This is a genomic window from Pseudovibrio sp. Ad5 (genome assembly GCF_001623095.1).
Lineage (GTDB): Bacteria > Pseudomonadota > Alphaproteobacteria > Rhizobiales > Stappiaceae > Pseudovibrio.
In genome coordinates this window covers 44,664-64,910 of sequence record NZ_LMCH01000002.1, presented here as the reverse complement: position 1 = coordinate 64,910, position 20,247 = coordinate 44,664, and the positions used below count along the sequence as shown (strand labels likewise).

Below are 20,247 nucleotides of genomic sequence, written 5' to 3'. Positions count from 1 at the left end.
CTCATGAGCGATAAGAAACACTTAGGTATCTGTTACTACCCAGAACACTGGTCAGAGGATCTGTGGCAAGAAGACGCCAGAGAAATGGCCGAGCTGGGCATTACCTATGTGCGCATCGCTGAGTTTGCCTGGTCGCGCATTGAGCCGGAGCCGGGGCGTTTCTCATGGGATTGGCTGGACAGCGCAATTGAGACTCTCGCAAGTGCGGGTCTCCAGATCGTGATGTGCACCCCAACCGCGACTCCGCCGCGCTGGATGGTGGATAAACACCCGGACATGCTCGCAGTTGACGAGAACGGCCACCCCCGAAAATTCGGCAGCCGCCGCCACTACTGCTTCTCCCACGAAGGCTACCGCTGGGAATCCCGCCGGATCACAGAAATCCTCGCTGAACGATACGGTAATCACCCCTCCGTCGCAGCTTGGCAAACCGATAATGAGTACGGCTGTCATGAGACTGTCCGCTCTTGGTCTGGCTCCGCCCACAAGGCCTTCCAGCTCTGGCTGGCGCAAAAGTACGGCAATATCAAAGCCTTAAACGAGGCTTGGGGCAATGTGTTCTGGTCTATGGAATACAACAGCTTTGAGCAGGTTGACCTGCCAAACCTGACGGTAACAGAGAGTAACCCGTCTCATAGGCTTGATTTCAAACGGTTTTCATCAGATCAAGTTGCCGAGTTCAATGGTGAGCAAGTCGATATCCTGCGCAAGCTCTCTCCGGGTCGCTCAATCCTCCATAACTTCATGGGCAACACGTTTTCCTTCGACCACTACAAGGTCGGAGACCAGCTCGATATCTCCAGCTGGGATTGCTATCCCCTTGGGTTCCATAGCCAATATCAGATGGAAAACCCGCTGGGCACACCTGATGGCTACTGGGAAGACTATTTCCAGCAAGGCGATCCCGATTATCAGGCCTTCCATCACGACCTTTACAGACAAGCGGGTCATGGCCGCCTCTGGATCATGGAGCTGCAACCCGGCCCCGTGAATTGGGCACCGTATAATCCGATCCCACTGAAAGGAATGGTGCGCCTGTGGAGTTGGGAGGCTTTCGCTCATGGTGCTGAAACCACAAGCTATTTCCGCTGGCGACAGGCTCCGTTTGCACAGGAGCAAATGCATGCAGGGCTCAAGCAGACCGATAATAAGCCTGCGCAGGCGTATGTCGAAGCCGCTCAGGTTGCCCGCGAAATTGAGGAGCTGGGCGCGTTCACCCCGTCAGAAGCTCCTGTTGCACTCATTGTTGACTACGAAAGCCACTGGGCACACGAAACTCAGCAGCAGGGTCAAGACTTTAGCTACTTCCGTCTTGTCCTCTCCTACTACCGTGCGCTGAGACAAAAGGGCGTCGATGTAGAAGTCATCAGACCAGCCTCCCAGGACTTATCCCCCTACAAGCTGGTCATTGTCCCCGCCCTTTATGCAATGAGCGAGGAACTCTCAGAAAACCTCAAAGCCTATATCGAGTTCGGTGGCGTCGTCCTCGGTGGTCCTCGTCTTGCGCAAAAAGACAAGAACTACCAGATCTCTCAAAAGACCCTTCATCTTCCTGAACCCTTTGAAGGCGTTGAGGTTCTGCGCGTCAGCACCAGCCCGATAAAGTTTGCGACACCAGTCTCAGACCTGGCAGATCAGGAACGCGGCAAAGCCTACGTCTGGCAAGAAGAGGTCGCCACCAGCCTGCCAATCCTGTTCGAAGACGAGAGCGGCCAACCGATCTTCATGGGCGAAAACAACATCTACTACGTCTCCGCCTGGGCCGACCCAACACTCATGAGCGCCATTCTGGATGAGGTCTTCAAACCTGCGAAAATTGATAAGGTGGAATTGCCGAGCGGATTGAGAAGAAGCAAAACATCTGTCGGCACTTTCTACTATAACTATTCGAAAAATAAGATGAATTTGAAAGCGCTGCGTCTTGCTGATGCAGCGGAATTGGATGGATTGGAGCTGCCTCCAGCAGGGGTTGCTCTGGTTCGGGAAGGAACTGAAGAGCTATGACTGAAGCTCCAAAAACAAAACTCCGCTCACAAGAGTGGTTTGACTCGCCAGACGATCCGGGCATGACCGCACTGTATCTGGAGCGCTATCTGAATTACGGCATTACGCGTGAAGAGCTTCAGTCAGGCCGACCGATTATCGGTATTGCCCAGACGGGGTCCGATTTATCCCCGTGCAACCGCCACCATCTGGTGTTGGCAGAGCGCGTACGCGAAGGCATCCGCGAAATGGGTGGCATCTGCTTCGAGTTTCCTGTTCATCCTATTCAGGAAACCGGCAAACGCCCAACCGCAGCGCTTGATCGCAACCTTGCTTATCTCGGGCTTGTCGAAACGCTCTACGGTTATCCGCTCGATGGTGTTGTTTTGACTATCGGCTGTGACAAGACCACGCCAGCGCTGCTCATGGCCGCCGCAACCGTCAACATTCCCGCCATCTGCCTGACTGTTGGGCCTATGCTCAATGGGTATCACAAGGGGGAGCGTGTTGGCTCCGGCACGGTAATCTGGAAAGCCCGCAAGATGTTGGCGACTGGAGAGATCGACTACAAAGAGTTCATGGAAATGGCCGCAGACTCTGCGCCATCCGTCGGCTACTGCAACACCATGGGCACTGCCTCAACCATGAACTCACTTGCAGAAGCTCTGGGCATGAGCCTGCCAGGTTGCGCGTCTATCCCCGCGCCATATCGCGAACGTGGCCAGATCTCCTATGAGACCGGTAAGCGGATCGTGCAGATGGTGCATGACGATCAAAAGCCGTCAGATGTCCTCACACGCAAGGCGTTTGAAAACGCAATTGCAGTGAACTCGGCCATCGGCGGTTCAACCAATGCGCCAATACATATCAATGCTATCGCACGACATATCGGCGTTGAGCTGCACAACGATGATTGGCAGAACCTAGGCCATAAAATCCCACTGCTTGCCAACGTTCAACCGGCTGGGGCTTACCTTTCAGAAGAGTTCCATCGTGCAGGCGGTATACCGGGCATCTTCTCAGAGCTGATGAAACACGACCACATCCATAAAGATGCTGTCACTGTTTCAGGAAAGACCACAGGTGAAATCTACGACGAGAGCACAGTCGCCGACTACGACGTGATCTACCCCTATGATAAGCCGATGATGAAAGACGCCGGGTTCCTCAACCTCAAAGGCAATCTTTTCAAATCTGCAATCATGAAAACCTCTGTGATTTCAAAGGATTTCAGAGAGCGTTATCTGTCTAATCCAGATGACTTGGATGCTTTTGAAGGTAAGGTCGTGGTGTTTGACGGTCCTGAAGAATACCACCACAACATCAACAATGAGGCTCTTGGCATTGACGCCAACACAATCCTCGTCATTCGCGGATCTGGCCCGATCGGCTATCCGGGCGGTGCTGAGGTTGTCAACATGCAGCCGCCGGATGAGCTCTTGAAGCAAGGCATTGATGCACTGCCATGTATCGGTGATGGTCGCCAGTCAGGCACCTCCGGCTCTCCCTCTATCCTCAACGCATCCCCGGAAGCCGCCGTCATGGGTGGTCTCGCTTTGTTGCGTAACGGAGATATTGTTCGCCTTGATCTGAACAAGGGGGAAGCGAATGTGCTGATCTCTGAGGAGGAGCTGGCGAAGCGAAAGCAGGAACTGGCTGAAAGTGGTGGCTATGAATTCCCAGAGCATCAAACGCCGTGGCAGGAAATCCAGCGCGGTATCGTAGATCAGTTTGATGAAGGCATGGTGCTGAAGCCAGCCGTTAAATACCAGCGCATCGCGCAAAAAGGTCTACCGCGTCATAGTCATTGATTGTGGTTCAAAACGAAAAAGCCGCCTCAGTTTGAGGCGGCTTTTCTGTTGTTTAAGAACAGCTTAGTCTTCTGTCGCAGCCAGCAGGCTCGCATTGCCACCAGACGCCGTTGTGTCAATGCAGAGGTGACGTTCCAGCTGATAACGCTCAGGCTGGTTACGCTCCATAATCAGCTGCATCAATGCACCCTCACGTTCGGCAAGCTCAGCCTTCATTTCCTTCAGCTCTTGCTCAGCGTGGTTCGCTGCAATGGCATCAACACCTTGAAGCTCTTTCAGTGCACCAACGGCCAGATTGCCTTCCAATGCGACGATTGGAGCGGAAAGAGTGCGCAGCTTCACAGCCAGTTTCTCAGCGTCTTGTCCAACAGCAATCACGCCGTTGCCAGCTGCCAAAGCCAGAACCACTTGATGGTTCAGGCTTTCTGTATCCGGGCCAAGGCAAAGCACGGTGCCGCGTGGTGCAGCATAAAGGCGGTTGGATTCACCGGTTGGTCCAGGCATGTTGTGGGCGTGATCAGCCGCAACACGGTTCAGCAGACCTGTTTCCTTCTCAAACAGAGTTGCCAGCTCGGTGAAGCGACCGAAATTACCTTCCCACGTGCTGGTGCGTAATGCCCCTTGCGCTTTAAAGATATCCTCGGCGGAGACGGTTTTGCTCAGCTCCACACTGGTCGCCGCTGACGTGTCTGCAAGACGGAAACGAGCCACATAGTGAGGACCACCTGCTTTTGGGCCAGTACCAGACAGACCTTCACCACCGAATGGCTGAGATCCAACAATCGCGCCAATCTGGTTGCGGTTTACATAAAGGTTGCCCACCTTCACGCGCTCCACAATATGCTGAACACGGCTATCCACACGGGTATGCAGACCAAATGTCAGACCGAACTCTTTTGTATTGATTGCGTCAATCGTCTGGTCGATCTCTTCTGCTTTGAAGGTTGCAATGTGCAGAACAGGACCAAAGATTTCCTCGTCCAGCTCTTCGATGCCGTCCAGCTTGATCAGAGTTGGTGCAATGAAGTGGCCTTTGGTTGGTGCCTTCATCTGTTTGATAATGCGACTTTTTTCAGCCCACTTCTCACAGTGTGCAGCAATCTTCTTCTGTGCAGCTGCATCAATCACCGGACCAACATCCGTTGACAAGGCTGCAGGATCGCCCAGTTCCAACTCACTCATGGCACCCAAGAGCATCGCTTTGAAATCTTCAAAGATATCTTCCTGAACATAAAGCATACGCAGCGCAGAACAACGCTGACCCGCACTTTGGAAGCTGGAAGCAATCACATCACGAACAGCCTGCTCAGGCAGTGCCGTGGAGTCCACGATCATAGCGTTAAGGCCACCAGTTTCCGCGATCAGCGGTGCAGATGGAGCAAGCGCTTTTGCCATAGCACGGTTGATGTGCTGCGCAGTCCCAGTAGACCCGGTAAAGCAAACACCAGCCACACGGCTGTCAGATGTGAGTGCTGCGCCAACTTCGCCAGCACCCGGCAGCAACTGCAGAGCCTCAACAGGAATGCCAGCCTTGTGCATCAGTCCAACAGCAAACGTTGCGATCAGTGGTGTCTGTGGCGCAGGCTTGGCAAGCACTGGGTTGCCAGCTGCCAGAGCTGCAAAAATCTGACCCGAGAAAATCGCAAGCGGGAAGTTCCAGGGAGAGATACAGGTGATTGGACCACGAAGGCCGCCTTTACCATCACGCTCATCAAGACGGATCGCTTCGTTCGCGTAGTAGCGTGCAAAGTCTACCGCTTCACGCAGTTCGTTGATGGCATCCATGTAGGTTTTGCCAGCTTCACGGGTGAGCAGAGCAAAGATTTCAGGAGCATTTTCTTCAAACAGATCTGCCGCTTTGCGCAGAATAACAGCGCGGTCTTCAGCACTCTTGTCTGCCCATTCAGGGCAACCGTTATGTGCGGTAGTCAAAGCCGCTTCAATCTGCTCAGGCGTCGCGGTCGCCACACTACCAACAACATCCCGCAGATCTGCAGGGTTTTTCACGCTCACCGCTTCAGCGTTCTTGACGGAAGCTGCAATGACAGGATGGCCGTTCCACTTGGTTGCTGAGAAGGATTTCAGGTTCTCAACATACTCAGCTTCCTGGCGCGGATCACTCAGATCCCAGCCCTTTGCGTTTTTACGTCCTGCGCCGTAAAGCGCAGGTGGGAGAGGGATCTTGGAGTTGGCAACATGCTCGCCATACTTTTCGATATGCGCCAGTGGATCCTGTGCAATCGCCTCTGGTGTCACATTCTCATCGCGGATCTGGTGAACGAAGGAACTGTTCGCTCCATTTTCCAAGAGGCGGCGAACCAAATAAGCCAGCAGATCTTTGTGTGCGCCAACCGGAGCATAGATGCGGCAATTGGAGCCGTGTTTCTTCATGGTGCGCTCATGAAGCGCTTCGCCCATGCCATGCAGACGCTGGAACTCATAGGAGCTTAGTGGAAGATTTTTTCCCAGCTCCAGAATGGTTGCAACACTGTGCGCATTGTGAGTTGCGAACTGCGGATAGATCCGGTCTGTCATACTCAGCAGTTTTTCAGCACAAGCGGTATAGGAGATATCAGTGGATACCTTGCGGGTGAAGACCGGATAGCCATCAATACCAAGGGTCTGCGCACGTTTGATCTCGCTGTCCCAGTAAGCACCCTTCACGAGGCGCACCATGATCTTGCGATCATACTTCTCAGCAACCGCATAGAGCCAGTCGATCACGTGAGTTGCACGTGGTCCAAACGCCTGTACAACAATACCGAAACCGTCCCAGCCCTCAGTTGCAGGATCCGCCAGCAACGCTTCAATCACATCAAGGGATATGTCGAGGCGATCCGCTTCTTCTGCATCAATGTTGAAGCCCATATTGGAAGATTTCGCCAGCATGATAAGGGAGAGGGTGCGAGGCACCAGCTCTTTCATCACACGTTCGCGCTTGGCAAACTCATAGCGTGGGTGCAGAGCAGAAAGCTTGACTGAAATGCCTGGGTTTTCGCGAATGCTTGCTTTCGTGCAATTGCTGGAAAGCGCGGTAATCGCTTTTGAGTAGGACAGATGATAGCGCTTCGCATCAGCCTCGGTCCGGGCAGCTTCGCCAAGCATGTCGTAGGAGTAGGTGAAGCCGTTGCCTTCTTCCGCACGCGCATTGCGCATTGCTTCACGGATGGTACGGCCAAGAACGAACTGGCGACCTAGTTCTTTCATCGCCTGCGCAACAGCAGTACGAACCACAGGCTCACCAAGGCGCTTCACAACACCGCGAATGGTGCCAACGAGCCCCTGATCATCTTGCGCCAGAACCTTACCAGTCAGCAGCAATGCCCATGTGGAAGCGTTGATCAGAGTGGAAGAAGACTGACCCAGGTGCTCTCCCCAGGCACTTGGAGTAATCTTATCCGCAATCAACGCATCAATTGTCTGGGCATCAGGCACGCGAAGCAAAGCTTCTGCAAGGCACATCAGCGCGATGCCTTCCTGAGTTGAGAGGCCGTATTCGCCGAGAAAACTCTCCATGATTGTTGGAGAGGTGTTCGCTCGCAAATCTGAGATCAAATCTGCTGCCTTGTCAGATGCCCGCTTGCGCGCAGCCTCATCCATTTGCAGGGATGAAATGAGCTCCTGAACAACCTGATTTTCATCAGGAAGGTAGTTGTCTCTGATTTTGTTGCGGATGATCTCCGGCGTAGCCTCTGATCCCATGCCATGCTCCCTACTGCTAAATACCTATTTTTGTTGAAGTGACATTAGCAAAATACCTATAGGGATGTTTCCTGTATTTTTTGATGGTAAAGACTAATCGACTTTGATATTGAGACTGTATGGTCTTTATGAGTAAGAAAATGGCATATCATGGAGAAATTGGACGACTTTGATCGTAAGATTGTGGAAGAATTACAAAAATGCGGGCGCATCACTGTCACTGACCTTGCGAAAAAGGTAGGCCTTTCTAAAACGCCTTGCCAAATTCGCATGAAGAAGTTGGAGGATGCGGGATACATTCTTGGCTATCGGGCAGAAGTCGATCACACCAAGTTAGGTGCTGGTCATATCGCGTTTGTACAGGTCAAACTTAACGACACGCGCTCACGCTCACTGGAAGCTTTCAACGCAGCTGCGCGGGAAATCCCAGAGATCGAAGAATGCCACATGATTGCAAGCGGATTTGATTACCTGCTGAAAGTGCGAACCAAGGATATCGGAAGTTATCGCCGCGTACTGGGAGAAAAACTCTCTGAAATGCCTTATGTAGCGCAGACATCCACATTCGTTTGTATGGAGCAAGTCAAAGACAGGCCGTTCTAGTCGACACCACGCTGCATGTAGTGTGCGTTCGCTCCATATGCTCTGAGTTTATCCTTGAGTAGTTGTTCGTGCACTGCTCGAAAGCCACGTGCCCGCCAGAATTCATTGGCGGTGTCCAGAGCAACCAGCGCAAACGTGTTGATGTAAAGACTGCGGGCGACCTGGCTCAACTGCTCAAGAACAGCTCGGGCTGCGCCAATGCCTTGTGACTCCGGCAGCAGGGCTATGTCGTGAATATAATAGACTTCGGCCTTGAAGGGCAGGGAGCCCAGTAAGCTGGAGAGCGGTGGGATACTGCGATTTTCCCATGGATGAGAGATGATGTAGCCGAGGATGGCGTCTCTATCGTTTTGTCGCAGCACCTGACAGCCATGAGGAAACAGTCGCACACGTTCCCGAATACAGTCGATATCCTCCGGCAAATGCGGATAGGTCTGCTGCATGATCTGGTCGATCTCGTGCAGGTCGTCTTCTTGCATCTGGTGCCAGCTAAAATTCTCCATGGCGGTGCTGCATTTCTCACTAATCAGGCTTCTTGCTCATCATCCGGCAGCACAATACGCTCAGGCTTGTGATCTGTCATCGTCAACATTCTCCATCCCATCACAGCAAACAGAATTGTCAGGAGGGGGCTGACGATGTTGAAGAAGGCAAATCCAGCAAATGCCAGCGTTGGAACACCAAGTGTAGCCGCCATATAAGCGCCACAGCTGTTCCATGGAATAAGAGCAGACGTCACTGTTGCACTATCCCCAACCGCACGGGACAGAACCTCAGGCCGCAATCGGCGTTGACGGAAAGACTTGCGGTACATCCGGCCCGGAATAACGATCGCAATGTACTGGTCGGCCGCCAGAATGTTAGTCGCGATTGCGGTTGAAACCAGCGACAACACCAGCGCACCAGTGGTTTTAGCTGCGTGTAGGATTGGGCCGATAATCCGGTCCAGAATACCAGCTTTCTCAACCACCCCACCAAACGCCAAAGCTGTCATGATCAACCAGATGGTCGTCAGCATATTGCCCATGCCACCACGGCTCAGCAGTGCATCAATAGAAGGGTCTCCTGTCACGCTCACATAACCGTTAGACATGGCGATCCAGACGCCTTTGATCACCTCCAGTGTGTAGGGCAGCGCCGGAGAGGCAGCAAGGCCAACCACTTTGTCTGGGTCCATGATGACTGCATAAAGACCGCCCGCCAATGCACCAATAAAGATGGTCGTAAACGGCGGGTAGCGGACAATTGCCAGTCCCAAAACCAGCAGGAGCGGAAGGAAATTGAGCAGGGTAATGTCGTAATGCTGCTCAATGCTGGTCAACGTGCCTTGTGCGACAAAGTCTCCGGGTTCTCCGAGCCACCAGAAGAGGGCTAGCGAAATGATGAGAGCAGGTATTGACGTCCAGAGATTTTCTTTGATGTGAGTGTAAAGATTGGATCCCGCCGCCGCAGTTGCCAGATTAGTTGCATCAGAAAGTGGAGAGGACTTATCTCCGAAGTAAGCGCCCGATAGGATAGCGCCGGCAGTGATAGCCGGATCGAGGCCCATCTTTGTTGAAATCCCCATCAAACCGATGCCAATGGTTCCTGCTACAGTCCACGAGCTACCGATGCTGACTGAAACAAGGGCACAAATAATGACGGTCGTGAAGTAGAAGTAATTCGGGCTAAGGAGCTGTAATCCATAATAAACCATCGCCATGATGGTGCCGGACATAGCCCATGTGCCGATCAACGAGCCCACTGCAAATAAAATGAAGATCGCATGAAGGCCGGTGCTCACGCTATCAACGACAGCATCCTTCAGTTCATCAAAGTGAAAACCATGAAACAGCGCCACAAAGCTGGCGATCAGGGCACAAAACAAGAGCGCAATCTGGTTTGGTCCTGAGGAGGCTTCATCTCCAAACAGATAGTAGGAAAGCGCAAGCAAGATGACAAGCGAGGCAACGGGAATGATCGCTCCGGCAAGCGACATTTTTTGAGAAGATGGGGCTGGCACTTTGGCCATATGCAATTCGTCCTTTGTGTTCCTGTTGTTTTTGATGGGCAAAATGAAGCCCAAGGACAATCAAATGCATTTGAAAACAGGAACGCCCCAAAGCTCACTCAGCGTCGGGGCGTCCATCTCAGTAAAACGTGGTGTCACCAGCCGCTGTGGTAATCGAAGTCCCTTTCTCTCCCAAAATTGCTTGAGGAACTTCAGAGAGCGTGCATATGACGGATTTCTTGTCGGTTTGCCGAGCAAAAGTCTGTGCTGCTTCTACCTTTGGTCCCATAGAACCTGCAGCAAAACCGTATGCATCCAGTGCATCCGGAGAAGCCGATTTGATTGCGCGTTGGCTCGGGGTACCCCAATCCAGATAAACGGCATCCGCATCTGTCGCCATAATGTAGACGTCAGCATCAATCTCTTTGGCAAGAAGGCCTGAACACCGGTCTTTATCGATCACACATTCCACACCAACGAGCTTCTTTTCTTCGTTGTACATAGTTGGAATGCCGCCCCCACCAGCTGCGATGACAAGTACATCATGGTCCAGAAGCCACTTGATAGGCCGGATCTCAAAGATGTGTTTGGGTAATGGACTTGGCACAACGCGCCGCCACTTATCTCCATCTTCTCGAATGGACCAGCCTTTCTCATCGGCAAGTCTCTCCGCTTCTTCTTTGGAATAAAGCGGACCGATGGGCTTTGTTGGATCTTTGAAAGCCGGATCGTTCGGATCAACCTCAACCTGCGTGAGGATCGTGGCAAATGGCTTTTCAAAGGGCAGGAGGTTCCCAAGTTCCTGCTCGATCATGTAGCCAATCATGCCAACTGTTTCAGCACCCAGCACATCCAGAGGGTAGGCCTCAACCTGCTCGTAAGCAGCACCTTGCAGAGCCAGCAAGCCGACCTGAGGGCCATTCCCGTGCGTGATGACCACCTCATGACCATCATCATAAAGTGGCGCCAGCGCTTCTGCGGCGATCCGCGCATTCTTTCGTTGGTTTTCGGCAGTCATTGCCTCTCCACGCCGGAGAAGGGCATTTCCGCCAAGAGCGACGACAACACGCATTATCGGCCTCCAATCGTCGCAACCATGATGGCTTTAATTGTGTGGAGCCGGTTTTCAGCTTGCTCAAACGCCAGATTTCGATCTGATTCAAAGACATCTTCAGTCACTTCCATCTCGGAGATACCGAACTTCTGGAAGATCTCTTCACCCACCTTAGTTTCCCGGTTATGGAAGGCTGGCAGACAATGCATGAAGAATGTGTTCGGGTTGCCGGTGCCTTCAATCAAGGCCTTGTTGACCTGATAGTCACGCAGCAACTTGATCCGGCTGTCCCAGACATCCGGCGGCTCACCCATGGAGACCCAGACATCTGTATGGATGAAGTCAACACCCTCAGTACCTTCTTTGACATCATCCGTAATTGTGATGCGTGCACCATACCGTTTTGCATTGAGTTCGGCTGCTTTCAGCACATGCGGTTCAGGGTGCAGCTCTTGCGGGCCAATAATGCGAACATCACAGCCACATAGAGCGCCCAGCATCAGCAAAGAGTTGCCCATGTTGTTGCGGGCATCGCCCAGATAGGCAAAGGAAATCTCATGCAACGGCTTGGGGCTGTGTTCGGTCATTGTCAACATGTCAGCGAGCATCTGGGTTGGATGCCAGTCATCAGTCAAACCGTTATAGACCGGGACGCCAGAGTACTCGGCGAGAGTCTCAACGGCCTTTTGCCCGGAACCGCGAAACTCAATGGCATCGAACATCCGACCCAGCACACGTGCGGTATCCTTCATGGACTCCTTGTGGCCGATCTGAGAGCCGGATGGATCCAGGTAGGTGACATGTGCTCCCTGATCGTGAGCGGCAACCTCGAAAGCGCAACGGGTACGGGTAGAGGTTTTTTCGAAGATCAGGCAGATGTTCTTATCGACAAGCGTCTGCCGTTCTGTTCCAGAGTATTTGGCTCGCTTGAGATCACGGGCCAGATCCAGCATGTAAAGCACTTCGCGTTGGCTGAAGTCTTTGAGCTTGAGGTAACTGCGACCTTTCAGATTGAAAGCCATTTTCCTTACTCTCCATCTCTTGGATGTTTTTATTGTTCAACGGAGTTTGAAAAGACTAGAACTCCACGGCGTCACGCACTGTCGGACAGGTCATGCAGTGTCCACCACCGCGACCACGACCCAGTTCAGACCCGTCAATGGCGATGACTTCCACACCGGCTCGTTGGAGTTTTGAGTTTGTGTAGGTGTTTCGGCGATACCCAACCACGACACCAGGTTCGAGGCAGACAACGTTGTTGCCATCATCCCATTGCTCGCGTTCCTGATCATAAGCATTGCCGCCTGTGGTCACCACATGCAACTTCTGCATACCCAGCGCATTGGCGATGACATCGAACAGATGTCCTTCATCCTGCCTGTAATCGACACTCTCGGGTTTGTCTCCAGGACGGATCGAGAAGCAGATGATCTCATCACAAACGCCTGAGAACGCTGTTGCTTTGTCGCGATCAAGAAGGGTGAAAACAGTGTCCAAGTGCATCGCTGCACGGCTCTTTGGCATCTGGCAGGCAATGACGCGAGTTGCTGCCTTATTGCGGAAGAGGGCACGCGCCACTTGGCCGACAGCTTGAGGTGTGGTGCGCTCACCCATCCCAATTAAAACAACCCCATTGCCGATTGGCATGACGTCGCCGCCTTCCACGGTAGATTCATGGAAGTCCTCATCCGGATCACCCCACCAGAAATTGACCTTGCCCTTGAAATGAGGGTGGAATTTGTAAATTGCAGTGGTGAGGAGCGTCTCGTTCTGGCGCGCCTGCCAGAACATCGGATTAAGCGTAACGCCGTTATAGATCCAGCAGGTCGTATCGCGGGTGAACAAGGTATTCGGTAAGGGTGGAATGACAAAGTCGTTCGGGTCCAGATAACTCCCAAACACACCTGTTGGTTTGAACCCTAATTCACACCGCGCAATGCCGCCAATCAGATGATCCGCGAGGAACTTCTCGGGCTGCTCGTAAAGCCAGGCCCGCAGGTCCTCGGCCATGCCATAGCCAACGCGATTGTGTGTGATACGCCGTTCCAGCACCCACTTACGAGCTTCCTGATCCTCCAGCGTCTCTTTCAGAAGATTGTGCATCTCCAGCACATTCACACCGCGCTCTTCCATTCTGAGGCAGAAGTCGTAGTGGTGTTTTTGCGCTTCTCGAACCCAGATCACATCATCAAACAGCAACTCCTGACAGTTGCCGGGCGTAAGGCGCATATGCGCAAGCCCGGGACGGCAAACCATCACTTCTTTCAGTTTGCCAACTTCCGAATGAACACCAAATTCAGTCATGTTGCAGACTCCGTTCCAGAATTCTTGTTTGTGAGAGATCAGTGTCTCTATGTTTGGTTCAGAGGTTTGATTTGTGCGGCGCAGAGGCATGCTTGCCTCTGCGAAGATTGGAGAAACCGCCTCTAAACGCTGAGCGACAGCGCGAGTGAGATCAAAACGAACAGAATGATCACGAGCGGGATGGCAAACCGAAGCCACTTGTCATAAGGCACGCGCCCAATCGCAAGGCCGCCCATCACAACGGCAAAGGTAGGGTTGAACAGGTTCAACAGCCCACTGGCGGATTGGAAGGCTGTGACCACATATTCTGCCCCTACATTGGAGAACCCTGCTAGCGGGGCCATAATCGGCATGGACAACACAGCAAGGCCTGAGGAAGAGGGCACGAAGAACGACAGCACCAGTTCCAGCCAGAACATCACATTGATGAAGGCAACTTTGCTCAGCCCACTGACGGCCTGCTCGGACCAGTAAAGGATCGTATCGGTAATTGAACCAGCATCCATCACCACAACGATACCGCGTGCAACCCCGATGATCAGCGCGACACCAAGCAGATCACGTGCACCATCCAGGAAGTTGTCGACGAACTCGTGTTCACCTTGTCGGGCAACGATCCCCACGAGAATAGAGGCAGCAAGGAAGAGGGCAGCCATTTCGCCCATCCACCAGCCAAGAACAGCAACGCCGTAGATCAACAGGCCGAATGTGACGACGAAGATCGTCATGATCCAACCGTGCTTCGCCGTGAAATCGGGAATGTCGTCCGTTGAGACACCTTGCAGGAAGTGTTTTTCGTTTTCATCCTTCATTTCGGAAACAAGGGAAGAAGTGTGATCAGCCTTCACCTTTGCAGCGTAACGCATGACCCAAGCCACACAGACTAGCCAACCAACAATCAAGATAAGGAAGCGAAGACCGATGCCGTCTGTAAAAGGCACACCAGCTGCATTAGAGGCGATGACGGTTGCAAACGGGTTGATCGTTGAGCCAAGCGTTCCGATGCCTGCACCCAAAAGAATAACGGCAACACCCGTCATAGAGTCATAACCAGCGCGGATCATCACGGGAATGATGAGCGCGTAAAACGCAAGGCTTTCCTCCGCCATCCCATAGATCGTGCCCCCGGCTGCAAAGAAGGCCATCAGTATGGGGATCATCAAGTTCTCTCGCCCCTTCAATCCCGTCATAATCTTGGCGATCCCTGCATCAATTGCTCCTGTTCGGGTCACAACCATCAGGAAGCCACCAATCACAAGAACAAAGACCGCAACATCGATTGCATTTGCCGTGTAGGAGATCGGGTCATAAAGACCTGCAATTGGAGCCATAAAGACTTCAACAGGGCCTTGAGGATTAGCCTCTACCAGATGATAGGTGCCGGGGACCGGCACTTCCTTGTCGAGGATTGGGTTGATCACCCGATCGTACTTACCAGCAGGAACGAACCAGGTTGCAATCGCAACGAGAATGATGAGGGCAAATAGAATTGTAAACGCGGTAGGAAACTTGAACTTCGACATTTGCTTTTCCGCTTGGTTATGTGTCGAATGTAAACATGCTCCTGCTACCTAATATCTATGCGTATACTTGCGTCAACATGTCTTGTGTTTCTTGATTAAGCGTCATTGCAAATAAAATATTGTGAAGTGTTGGGAAGTTTTTAAGTAAAGTTGAAGATGATGTTCAAGGTGATCTAACTAAGTTGCAACAAACAACCTACGATAGCGTAAGGCAAACTATTGCAAATCATCTGCTTCTGTCAGATGTTGCATGCGAAAGACATAAATCACGAAATTACAGTGAGTTAACTGAACGAAAAGGACTTCAGAGAAAACTCAATAACATGCAAACTAGTTTTTCCGGGTCGTAATAAGGAACCGAATGCGTGCTTGTCAGGTCAGCACCAATCAGGGAAATGCCCTGTGCTTCCAGCTCAGCCCAATCAAATTCAGCAGCATGTTTTTCATCTGTGACGACAAAATTGAGTAGCTTGTCTGTTGGCGTATCTTCCCCCGCATCAGCGCGCAGATGTTTCAGGAGTGCATCCACCGTCTCATTCGGGCTCATCCCGAATTGCTCAGGATCATTGCCGAGGTTGGGGACATACACTTTCGGGTTTGGGCTACGTGCAATAGACTTGCCTACGCCCTTTGGCAGAAGGTTTGCAATCAGGCTGCTGTGAAAGCTTCCCGGAGGATAGCAGATCATGTCTGCAGTCTCGATAAGATGCTGCTTTTTAGGAGAGACCTCAATCTCCACCGGATCACCTCCAGCCAGAGAACGGGTCAGATAGGTCCGTTTAATCCTGCTTGCAATGGGCGAGGTTTCTTTGCCAGTCATCTTATGCTGGCCCACAATGATCTCACCAGAATCTAGTTCAACAGCCAGATGCAAACGTGCATCAACAGTCGCCAGAACCGTGCCGAGTGTGTTCACCAGTTTTGAAAACAGGAAGATAATCGGGTCAAGCTTCTGATTGTTGTTCAGATACCCACCGGCAAGGATTAGGTTTCCGATGCTGGCGCCTCTCAAATCGAAGTCTGATGGCATCGCATCATGAAAAAATGCCAGCTGATGCCGGATCAGGCGTCGCATTGGATTGGGAACCCGTGCGATCAGCTGATCATGCCCTTCCAACAAATCCACCAGTTCCCCGTGCAAGTCCTCAAGAGAAGCCGTTTTTGGAAACCTATGTGTGAAAAGACGGTAGATCTCGGACTGCCCAAGAACGCTTTCATCTGCCAGTGCAATCAAGCGTGAGCGCAGATCTCCAATTGCAGGCATACCAAAGGCATGACGCAAAACAGCAGAACTTCCACCGCTATCAAACGGCGTCATTAGGTGAATGGAGTTGTGGGTGTACTGCTTCAAAGCGCGAGCTGTTGGATTAAGCGCGCTTCCTCCGCTGAAGAACAAGAGGGCAGGGCCAAGTTCTGGCAGACGCTTGTAGCGACTGATGCGAACAGGATCTGGTAGGTTTAGACCGCGCGTAACACTGAACTGCTGCATAAATGAACTTGCCCGACTGAGTGATTGTCGATCCCTGTTACCATAGGAGATCTATTCCTCTGGTTTACCGCTAAATTGCAGAAACCATTCAACTAAATAAGAAGCATCCCCAAAGAACTCTTGGGATAATGATTAATCTTTAATGCCTCTAAGAAGCATTAAAGTAAATTTCCAATTAGATATATCAGGAATTCAGTAAAAACTCTGTCAAATCAAAAATGAATATTCGTTGCTCATGAACCAGAGAGATGAAAATAAGAGAAAATACCTGTAGTTCTTGTGGGTTTGATGGGTATTCTTGGTATCTGTATTTGACACCGACAAATTCAGAGGATGTAAAGCTCTGGAAATAATAAAAATAGAGAGAATAACATGAGTTCGCAGGCCCGGCCCGTTGCTCAAGCACAAGCTCAAAACACGTTCAAATCCATTCCCCAAGCATTCATGGAATCTGTCGAACGCCTTGCCGACAAACCAGCATACTTTGTTCGTGGGAAAGATGGATGGGAAGCAACGAGCTGGACCGAATATGGCGAGCAGGTACGTAACGCTGCAAAAGCACTGCTCGCACTGGGCGTTAATCCCGGCGATGCCGTTTGTATTTTAAGTTACAATCGTCCTGAATGGACTATCATGGATGTAGCTGCCATGATGATCGGGGCTGTTCCAACGGGCATTTACTGGACAGCCGCCGCTCCTGAAATCAATTACATCCTGCGCCATTCGCAAGGCCGCATCTTGCTTGCTGAAACCAAAGCTCAGCTCAAAGGCATAGGCGAGCAGGCAGAGAATATGCGCCACCTGCGTAAGACCATTCGTTTGGATGGGCGCGTCGAAAATCCAGATCAATACACATGGGCCAGCTTTATGTCCCTGGGTGAGAACAGCCCTGGACTGGATGCTGAGCTTGACCAACGCCTCAATGACATTGTTGCCGAGGACATTGCACTCCAGATTTACACCTCAGGGACAACAGGTCTGCCGAAAGCAGTGCAGATCAGCCATTGCGCAATTCGCACAGAATCTGATGCACTGAATCTGGCCTTCAAACCGACACCGGCTGACCGTTATATTTCCTATCTGCCCATGGCTCATATCGCAGAGCAGTGCGGCACCATCATTCAGGCTTGTGACACTGGCTACCCGGTTTACTACGCTAAGTCCGTGACCAGCCTCGGCGAGCACTTGCCAGAGGTGAGGCCGACTGTAACCTTCGGTGTTCCGAGGATTTTTGAAAAGATCAATGAGAAAGTCGAAAAGCAGCTCAGCAAAGAGAAAGGCTTCAAAGGCAAGCTTATTCAATGGTCTCTTCAAACGAGTAAAGACTGGTACAAAGAAAGCATAAACGGCAAGTCTGCTGGTTTGGTGCTGAACACCAAAAAGAAGATCGCAAACCGCCTCGTGCTCGACAAGATCAAACACAAGATCGGCCTCGACAAAGTGCGCATGTTCGTGAGTGGTGGAGCGCCCGTATCTAAGCGTGTTCTGGAGGCCTTTACAGGACTGGATATTGTTATCCGCGAAGTCTATGGCCAGTCAGAGAATTGTGGTGGTGCGACCATCAACATCATTGGAGCAACCCGTCTGGGGTCTGTCGGCAAACCGATGGATGGTGTCATGATCAAAATCGCCGCAGATGGTGAGATCCTCTGCAAGGCAGACACCAACTTCTCTGGTTATGCGCATGACCCTGCCGCAACAGATGAAGCATTACGCGATGGTTGGCTCTACAGCGGTGATATCGGCTATTTCGACAAGGAAGGCTATCTCTTTATCACAGGCCGTAAAAAAGAGCTTATCATCACGTCTGGAGGTAAGAACATCTCGCCTGCGTTGCTTGAGCAAGACCTTATGGAAATTCCTTTTGTCGAATATGCTGTTGTTGCAGGCAACAACCAGAACTTTTTAAGCGCTCTGATCACCGTTGATGGGGCAATGGCACAGCGATTTGCAACCGAGAATAACATTAAACCAGAAGATGTTCTGAAATCAGATCAGTTGCGGAGTGTAATTCAGGCCAGCATCAAAAAAGTGAATGCACGTCATTCGCGGGTTGAACGCATTCGCAAGTTTGAGATCTTACCGGATGGCTTCTCGATCCAGACAGGCGAACTGACGCCAACATTGAAGATCAGGCGTGCTAAAGTGCTCAATAACCATGCTGATGCTCTGGAAGCAATCTATAAGCACGACGATTAAAGCAGGTCCCTGATGTCAGAAACCCCTTGGTCCAGAGGCATGGTCCAAGGGGCTTCCAAGGGATAAAGCAGGGGCCAAAGCTTACCTACTTTTCATCAAGGAACCAGTTTGCTGCATTGTTGTAGCAAATATCCCTGATCATGCCTCCCGCAAGCTCAAAATCACCCGGAATGTGGCCCTTATCCATCCATTCCCCAACGATCCTGCAAAGCAAGCGACGGAAATACTCGTGTCGAGGGAAAGATAGGAACGATCTGCTGTCTGTCAACATGCCGAGGAACTGAGAAAGCAATCCCATCTGCGCAAGTTGTGTCATTTGGCGTTCCATGCCGTCCAGCTGGTCATTGTGCCACCAGCCTGTTCCTGCTTGAATTTTGCCGCCGAAGGAACCGTCCTGGAAATTTCCGGCTGTTGTTACGACAACTTCGTTCTTGGTTGGATCAAGAGAATACAGCACAGTTCTGGGCAATGCTTTTTCACGATCCAAAGTGTCGAGGAACTGGTTGAGTGGATTAGCAAGCTCACGATCATCAATGCCATCACAGCCGACATCTGGCCCAAGAGCCTTGAACATGCGGCTGCGGTTGTTCCGTGTCGCACCAATGTGCATTTGCATGACCCAACCACGTTTGGCGTATTCCTTGCCAAGAAACACCTGAACAGCTGACTGGAATGCAGTCACGTCATCAAGACTTAGAGTTGCTCCGCTTTGTCCCTCTTTGAAGATACGGTTCAGCTCAGTACCGGGCGGAACCGGACAGAACAACATGGAATCCAGACCATGATCTGCCGCACGGCAACCATGTCGGCCAAAGTGATCCAGCCGCACGGAAAGTGCTTCAAGCAGGCGCTCATACTTATCGATATGGAAACCAACGGTTCTGCTGAGTTTCATGATGTAATCAGGAAACGTCGGCTTATTGATCTTAAAGGCCGGGTCAGGCCGGAAGGTAGGCCGAACAACCATTGTAGAGGTTGGATCCTGCGCGATCATCTTATGCCAATGCAGGTCATCACAAGGGTCATCAGTCGTTCCCAGCATCTTCACGTGCTGCATCTGCAACAGGCCACGAGCGGAAAATGGTTTGGTCGCAAGCTTTCCGTTACAAACTTCCCAGACAGTCTCAGCAGACTTCTCTGAGAGGATCACACCCTCCAGCCCAAAGTAGCGATACATCTCCAGATGCGTCCAATGGTACAGCGGGTTCCCAAGAAACTTCGGCATAACAGAAGCGTAGGCGAGGAACTTCTCTTTGAAGCTGGTATCCTTACCGGTGATCAGGCTTTCATCAATCCCGGCCCACCGCATAGCACGCCATTTGTAGTGATCGCCCTCAAGCCAGACGCGGCCAATGTCATCAAAGCGATGGTCTTCAGCAATGGTCTGCGGACATAAGTGGTTGTGGTAGTCCACGATTGGCATTTCAGCTGCATAGTCGTGGTAAAGCCGCTGTGCTGCTTCTGTCTCGAGGAGGAAGTCTTGTCCAAGAAATGGCTGCATCGTTTTTGCCCTGAGGTAGGGGGATTGATCCTGTGACCAATCCCTGAGTATGAGCGTTTGCTCAGCCTGTGGCCGAGCAAGGATTTCC

General features: G+C 51.7%; 13 protein-coding genes. 4 read left to right on the top strand and 9 right to left on the bottom strand.

Annotated elements, in window-relative coordinates:
- Positions 1-3: 3 nt before the first annotated feature.
- Both PsAD5_RS01010 and PsAD5_RS01005 read left to right on the top strand, forming a co-directional pair.
- Complete coding sequence (locus tag PsAD5_RS01010) at positions 4-2,004, top strand: beta-galactosidase (RefSeq protein ID WP_063290749.1); 2,001 nt, start codon at positions 4-6, stop codon at positions 2,002-2,004.
- A complete protein-coding gene (locus PsAD5_RS01005) occupies positions 2,001-3,794 on the top strand; it encodes an IlvD/Edd family dehydratase (RefSeq protein WP_063290748.1) in 1,794 nt (597 codons plus the stop codon). Before PsAD5_RS01010 ends, PsAD5_RS01005 begins: the two co-directional genes overlap by 4 nt.
- A 63-nt stretch (positions 3,795-3,857) precedes the next feature.
- Here the strand turns inward: PsAD5_RS01005 and putA are convergent, their stop codons facing one another.
- Positions 3,858-7,496, bottom strand: coding sequence for a bifunctional proline dehydrogenase/L-glutamate gamma-semialdehyde dehydrogenase PutA (gene putA / locus PsAD5_RS01000; protein WP_063290747.1), 3,639 nt, complete (start codon positions 7,494-7,496; stop codon positions 3,858-3,860).
- A gap of 150 nt (positions 7,497-7,646) precedes the next feature.
- Here putA and PsAD5_RS00995 point away from each other — a divergent pair, with 150 nt between their 5' ends.
- The gene (locus PsAD5_RS00995; RefSeq protein ID WP_063290746.1) at positions 7,647-8,099 is read left to right on the top strand and encodes an Lrp/AsnC family transcriptional regulator; all 453 of its coding nucleotides are present in this window, start codon (positions 7,647-7,649) and stop codon (positions 8,097-8,099) included.
- Here the strand turns inward: PsAD5_RS00995 and PsAD5_RS00990 are convergent.
- The 7 genes from PsAD5_RS00990 to PsAD5_RS00960 form a co-directional block, all read right to left on the bottom strand.
- Positions 8,096-8,602, bottom strand: a complete 507-nt coding sequence (locus PsAD5_RS00990) for a GNAT family N-acetyltransferase (RefSeq protein ID WP_063290745.1) — start codon at positions 8,600-8,602, stop codon at positions 8,096-8,098. The genes PsAD5_RS00995 and PsAD5_RS00990 overlap by 4 nt on opposite strands.
- A 23-nt stretch (positions 8,603-8,625) precedes the next feature.
- The gene (nhaC, locus tag PsAD5_RS00985; protein ID WP_063290800.1) at positions 8,626-10,110 is read right to left on the bottom strand and encodes a Na+/H+ antiporter NhaC; all 1,485 of its coding nucleotides are present in this window, start codon (positions 10,108-10,110) and stop codon (positions 8,626-8,628) included.
- A gap of 118 nt (positions 10,111-10,228) precedes the next feature.
- Complete coding sequence (arcC, locus tag PsAD5_RS00980) at positions 10,229-11,161, bottom strand: carbamate kinase (RefSeq protein WP_063290744.1); 933 nt, start codon at positions 11,159-11,161, stop codon at positions 10,229-10,231.
- Complete coding sequence (gene argF, locus PsAD5_RS00975) at positions 11,161-12,165, bottom strand: ornithine carbamoyltransferase (RefSeq protein WP_063286926.1); 1,005 nt, start codon at positions 12,163-12,165, stop codon at positions 11,161-11,163. The genes arcC and argF overlap by 1 nt, the downstream gene beginning before the upstream one ends.
- Positions 12,166-12,220: 55 nt before the next feature.
- The gene (arcA, locus tag PsAD5_RS00970; protein WP_063290799.1) at positions 12,221-13,447 is read right to left on the bottom strand and encodes an arginine deiminase; all 1,227 of its coding nucleotides are present in this window, start codon (positions 13,445-13,447) and stop codon (positions 12,221-12,223) included.
- 122 nt (positions 13,448-13,569) lie between these two features.
- Positions 13,570-14,970: a YfcC family protein gene (locus PsAD5_RS00965; RefSeq protein ID WP_057464770.1), complete on the bottom strand. Its 1,401-nt coding sequence runs from the start codon at positions 14,968-14,970 to the stop codon at positions 13,570-13,572.
- Between the two features lie 304 nt (positions 14,971-15,274).
- A complete protein-coding gene (locus PsAD5_RS00960; RefSeq protein ID WP_063290743.1) occupies positions 15,275-16,459 on the bottom strand; it encodes a GAK system CofD-like protein in 1,185 nt (394 codons plus the stop codon).
- A 372-nt stretch (positions 16,460-16,831) separates the two neighbouring features.
- Here PsAD5_RS00960 and PsAD5_RS00955 point away from each other — a divergent pair, with 372 nt between their 5' ends.
- Complete coding sequence (locus PsAD5_RS00955) at positions 16,832-18,658, top strand: AMP-dependent synthetase/ligase (protein WP_063290742.1); 1,827 nt, start codon at positions 16,832-16,834, stop codon at positions 18,656-18,658.
- Between the two features lie 85 nt (positions 18,659-18,743).
- On the opposite strand, the gene uxaC is transcribed toward PsAD5_RS00955, so the two are convergent.
- Positions 18,744-20,159 (bottom strand): glucuronate isomerase, encoded by a 1,416-nt coding sequence (uxaC, locus tag PsAD5_RS00950; RefSeq protein ID WP_063290741.1) that lies wholly within the window; start codon positions 20,157-20,159, stop codon positions 18,744-18,746.
- Positions 20,160-20,247 lie beyond the last annotated feature (88 nt).

Excerpts from the sequence above, each read along its gene's own strand:
- PsAD5_RS01010 (WP_063290749.1), top strand. The coding sequence starts at position 4 with ATGAGCGATAAGAAACACTTAGGTATCTGTTACTACCCAGAACACTGG.
- PsAD5_RS01005 (WP_063290748.1), top strand. The coding sequence starts at position 2,001 with ATGACTGAAGCTCCAAAAACAAAACTCCGCTCACAAGAGTGGTTTGAC.
- putA (WP_063290747.1), bottom strand. The coding sequence starts at position 7,496 with ATGGGATCAGAGGCTACGCCGGAGATCATCCGCAACAAAATCAGAGAC.
- PsAD5_RS00995 (WP_063290746.1), top strand. The coding sequence starts at position 7,647 with ATGGAGAAATTGGACGACTTTGATCGTAAGATTGTGGAAGAATTACAA.
- PsAD5_RS00990 (WP_063290745.1), bottom strand. The coding sequence starts at position 8,602 with ATGGAGAATTTTAGCTGGCACCAGATGCAAGAAGACGACCTGCACGAG.
- nhaC (WP_063290800.1), bottom strand. The coding sequence starts at position 10,110 with ATGGCCAAAGTGCCAGCCCCATCTTCTCAAAAAATGTCGCTTGCCGGA.
- arcC (WP_063290744.1), bottom strand. The coding sequence starts at position 11,161 with ATGCGTGTTGTCGTCGCTCTTGGCGGAAATGCCCTTCTCCGGCGTGGA.
- argF (WP_063286926.1), bottom strand. The coding sequence starts at position 12,165 with ATGGCTTTCAATCTGAAAGGTCGCAGTTACCTCAAGCTCAAAGACTTC.
- arcA (WP_063290799.1), bottom strand. The coding sequence starts at position 13,447 with ATGACTGAATTTGGTGTTCATTCGGAAGTTGGCAAACTGAAAGAAGTG.
- PsAD5_RS00965 (WP_057464770.1), bottom strand. The coding sequence starts at position 14,970 with ATGTCGAAGTTCAAGTTTCCTACCGCGTTTACAATTCTATTTGCCCTC.
- PsAD5_RS00960 (WP_063290743.1), bottom strand. The coding sequence starts at position 16,459 with ATGCAGCAGTTCAGTGTTACGCGCGGTCTAAACCTACCAGATCCTGTT.
- PsAD5_RS00955 (WP_063290742.1), top strand. The coding sequence starts at position 16,832 with ATGAGTTCGCAGGCCCGGCCCGTTGCTCAAGCACAAGCTCAAAACACG.
- uxaC (WP_063290741.1), bottom strand. The coding sequence starts at position 20,159 with ATGCAGCCATTTCTTGGACAAGACTTCCTCCTCGAGACAGAAGCAGCA.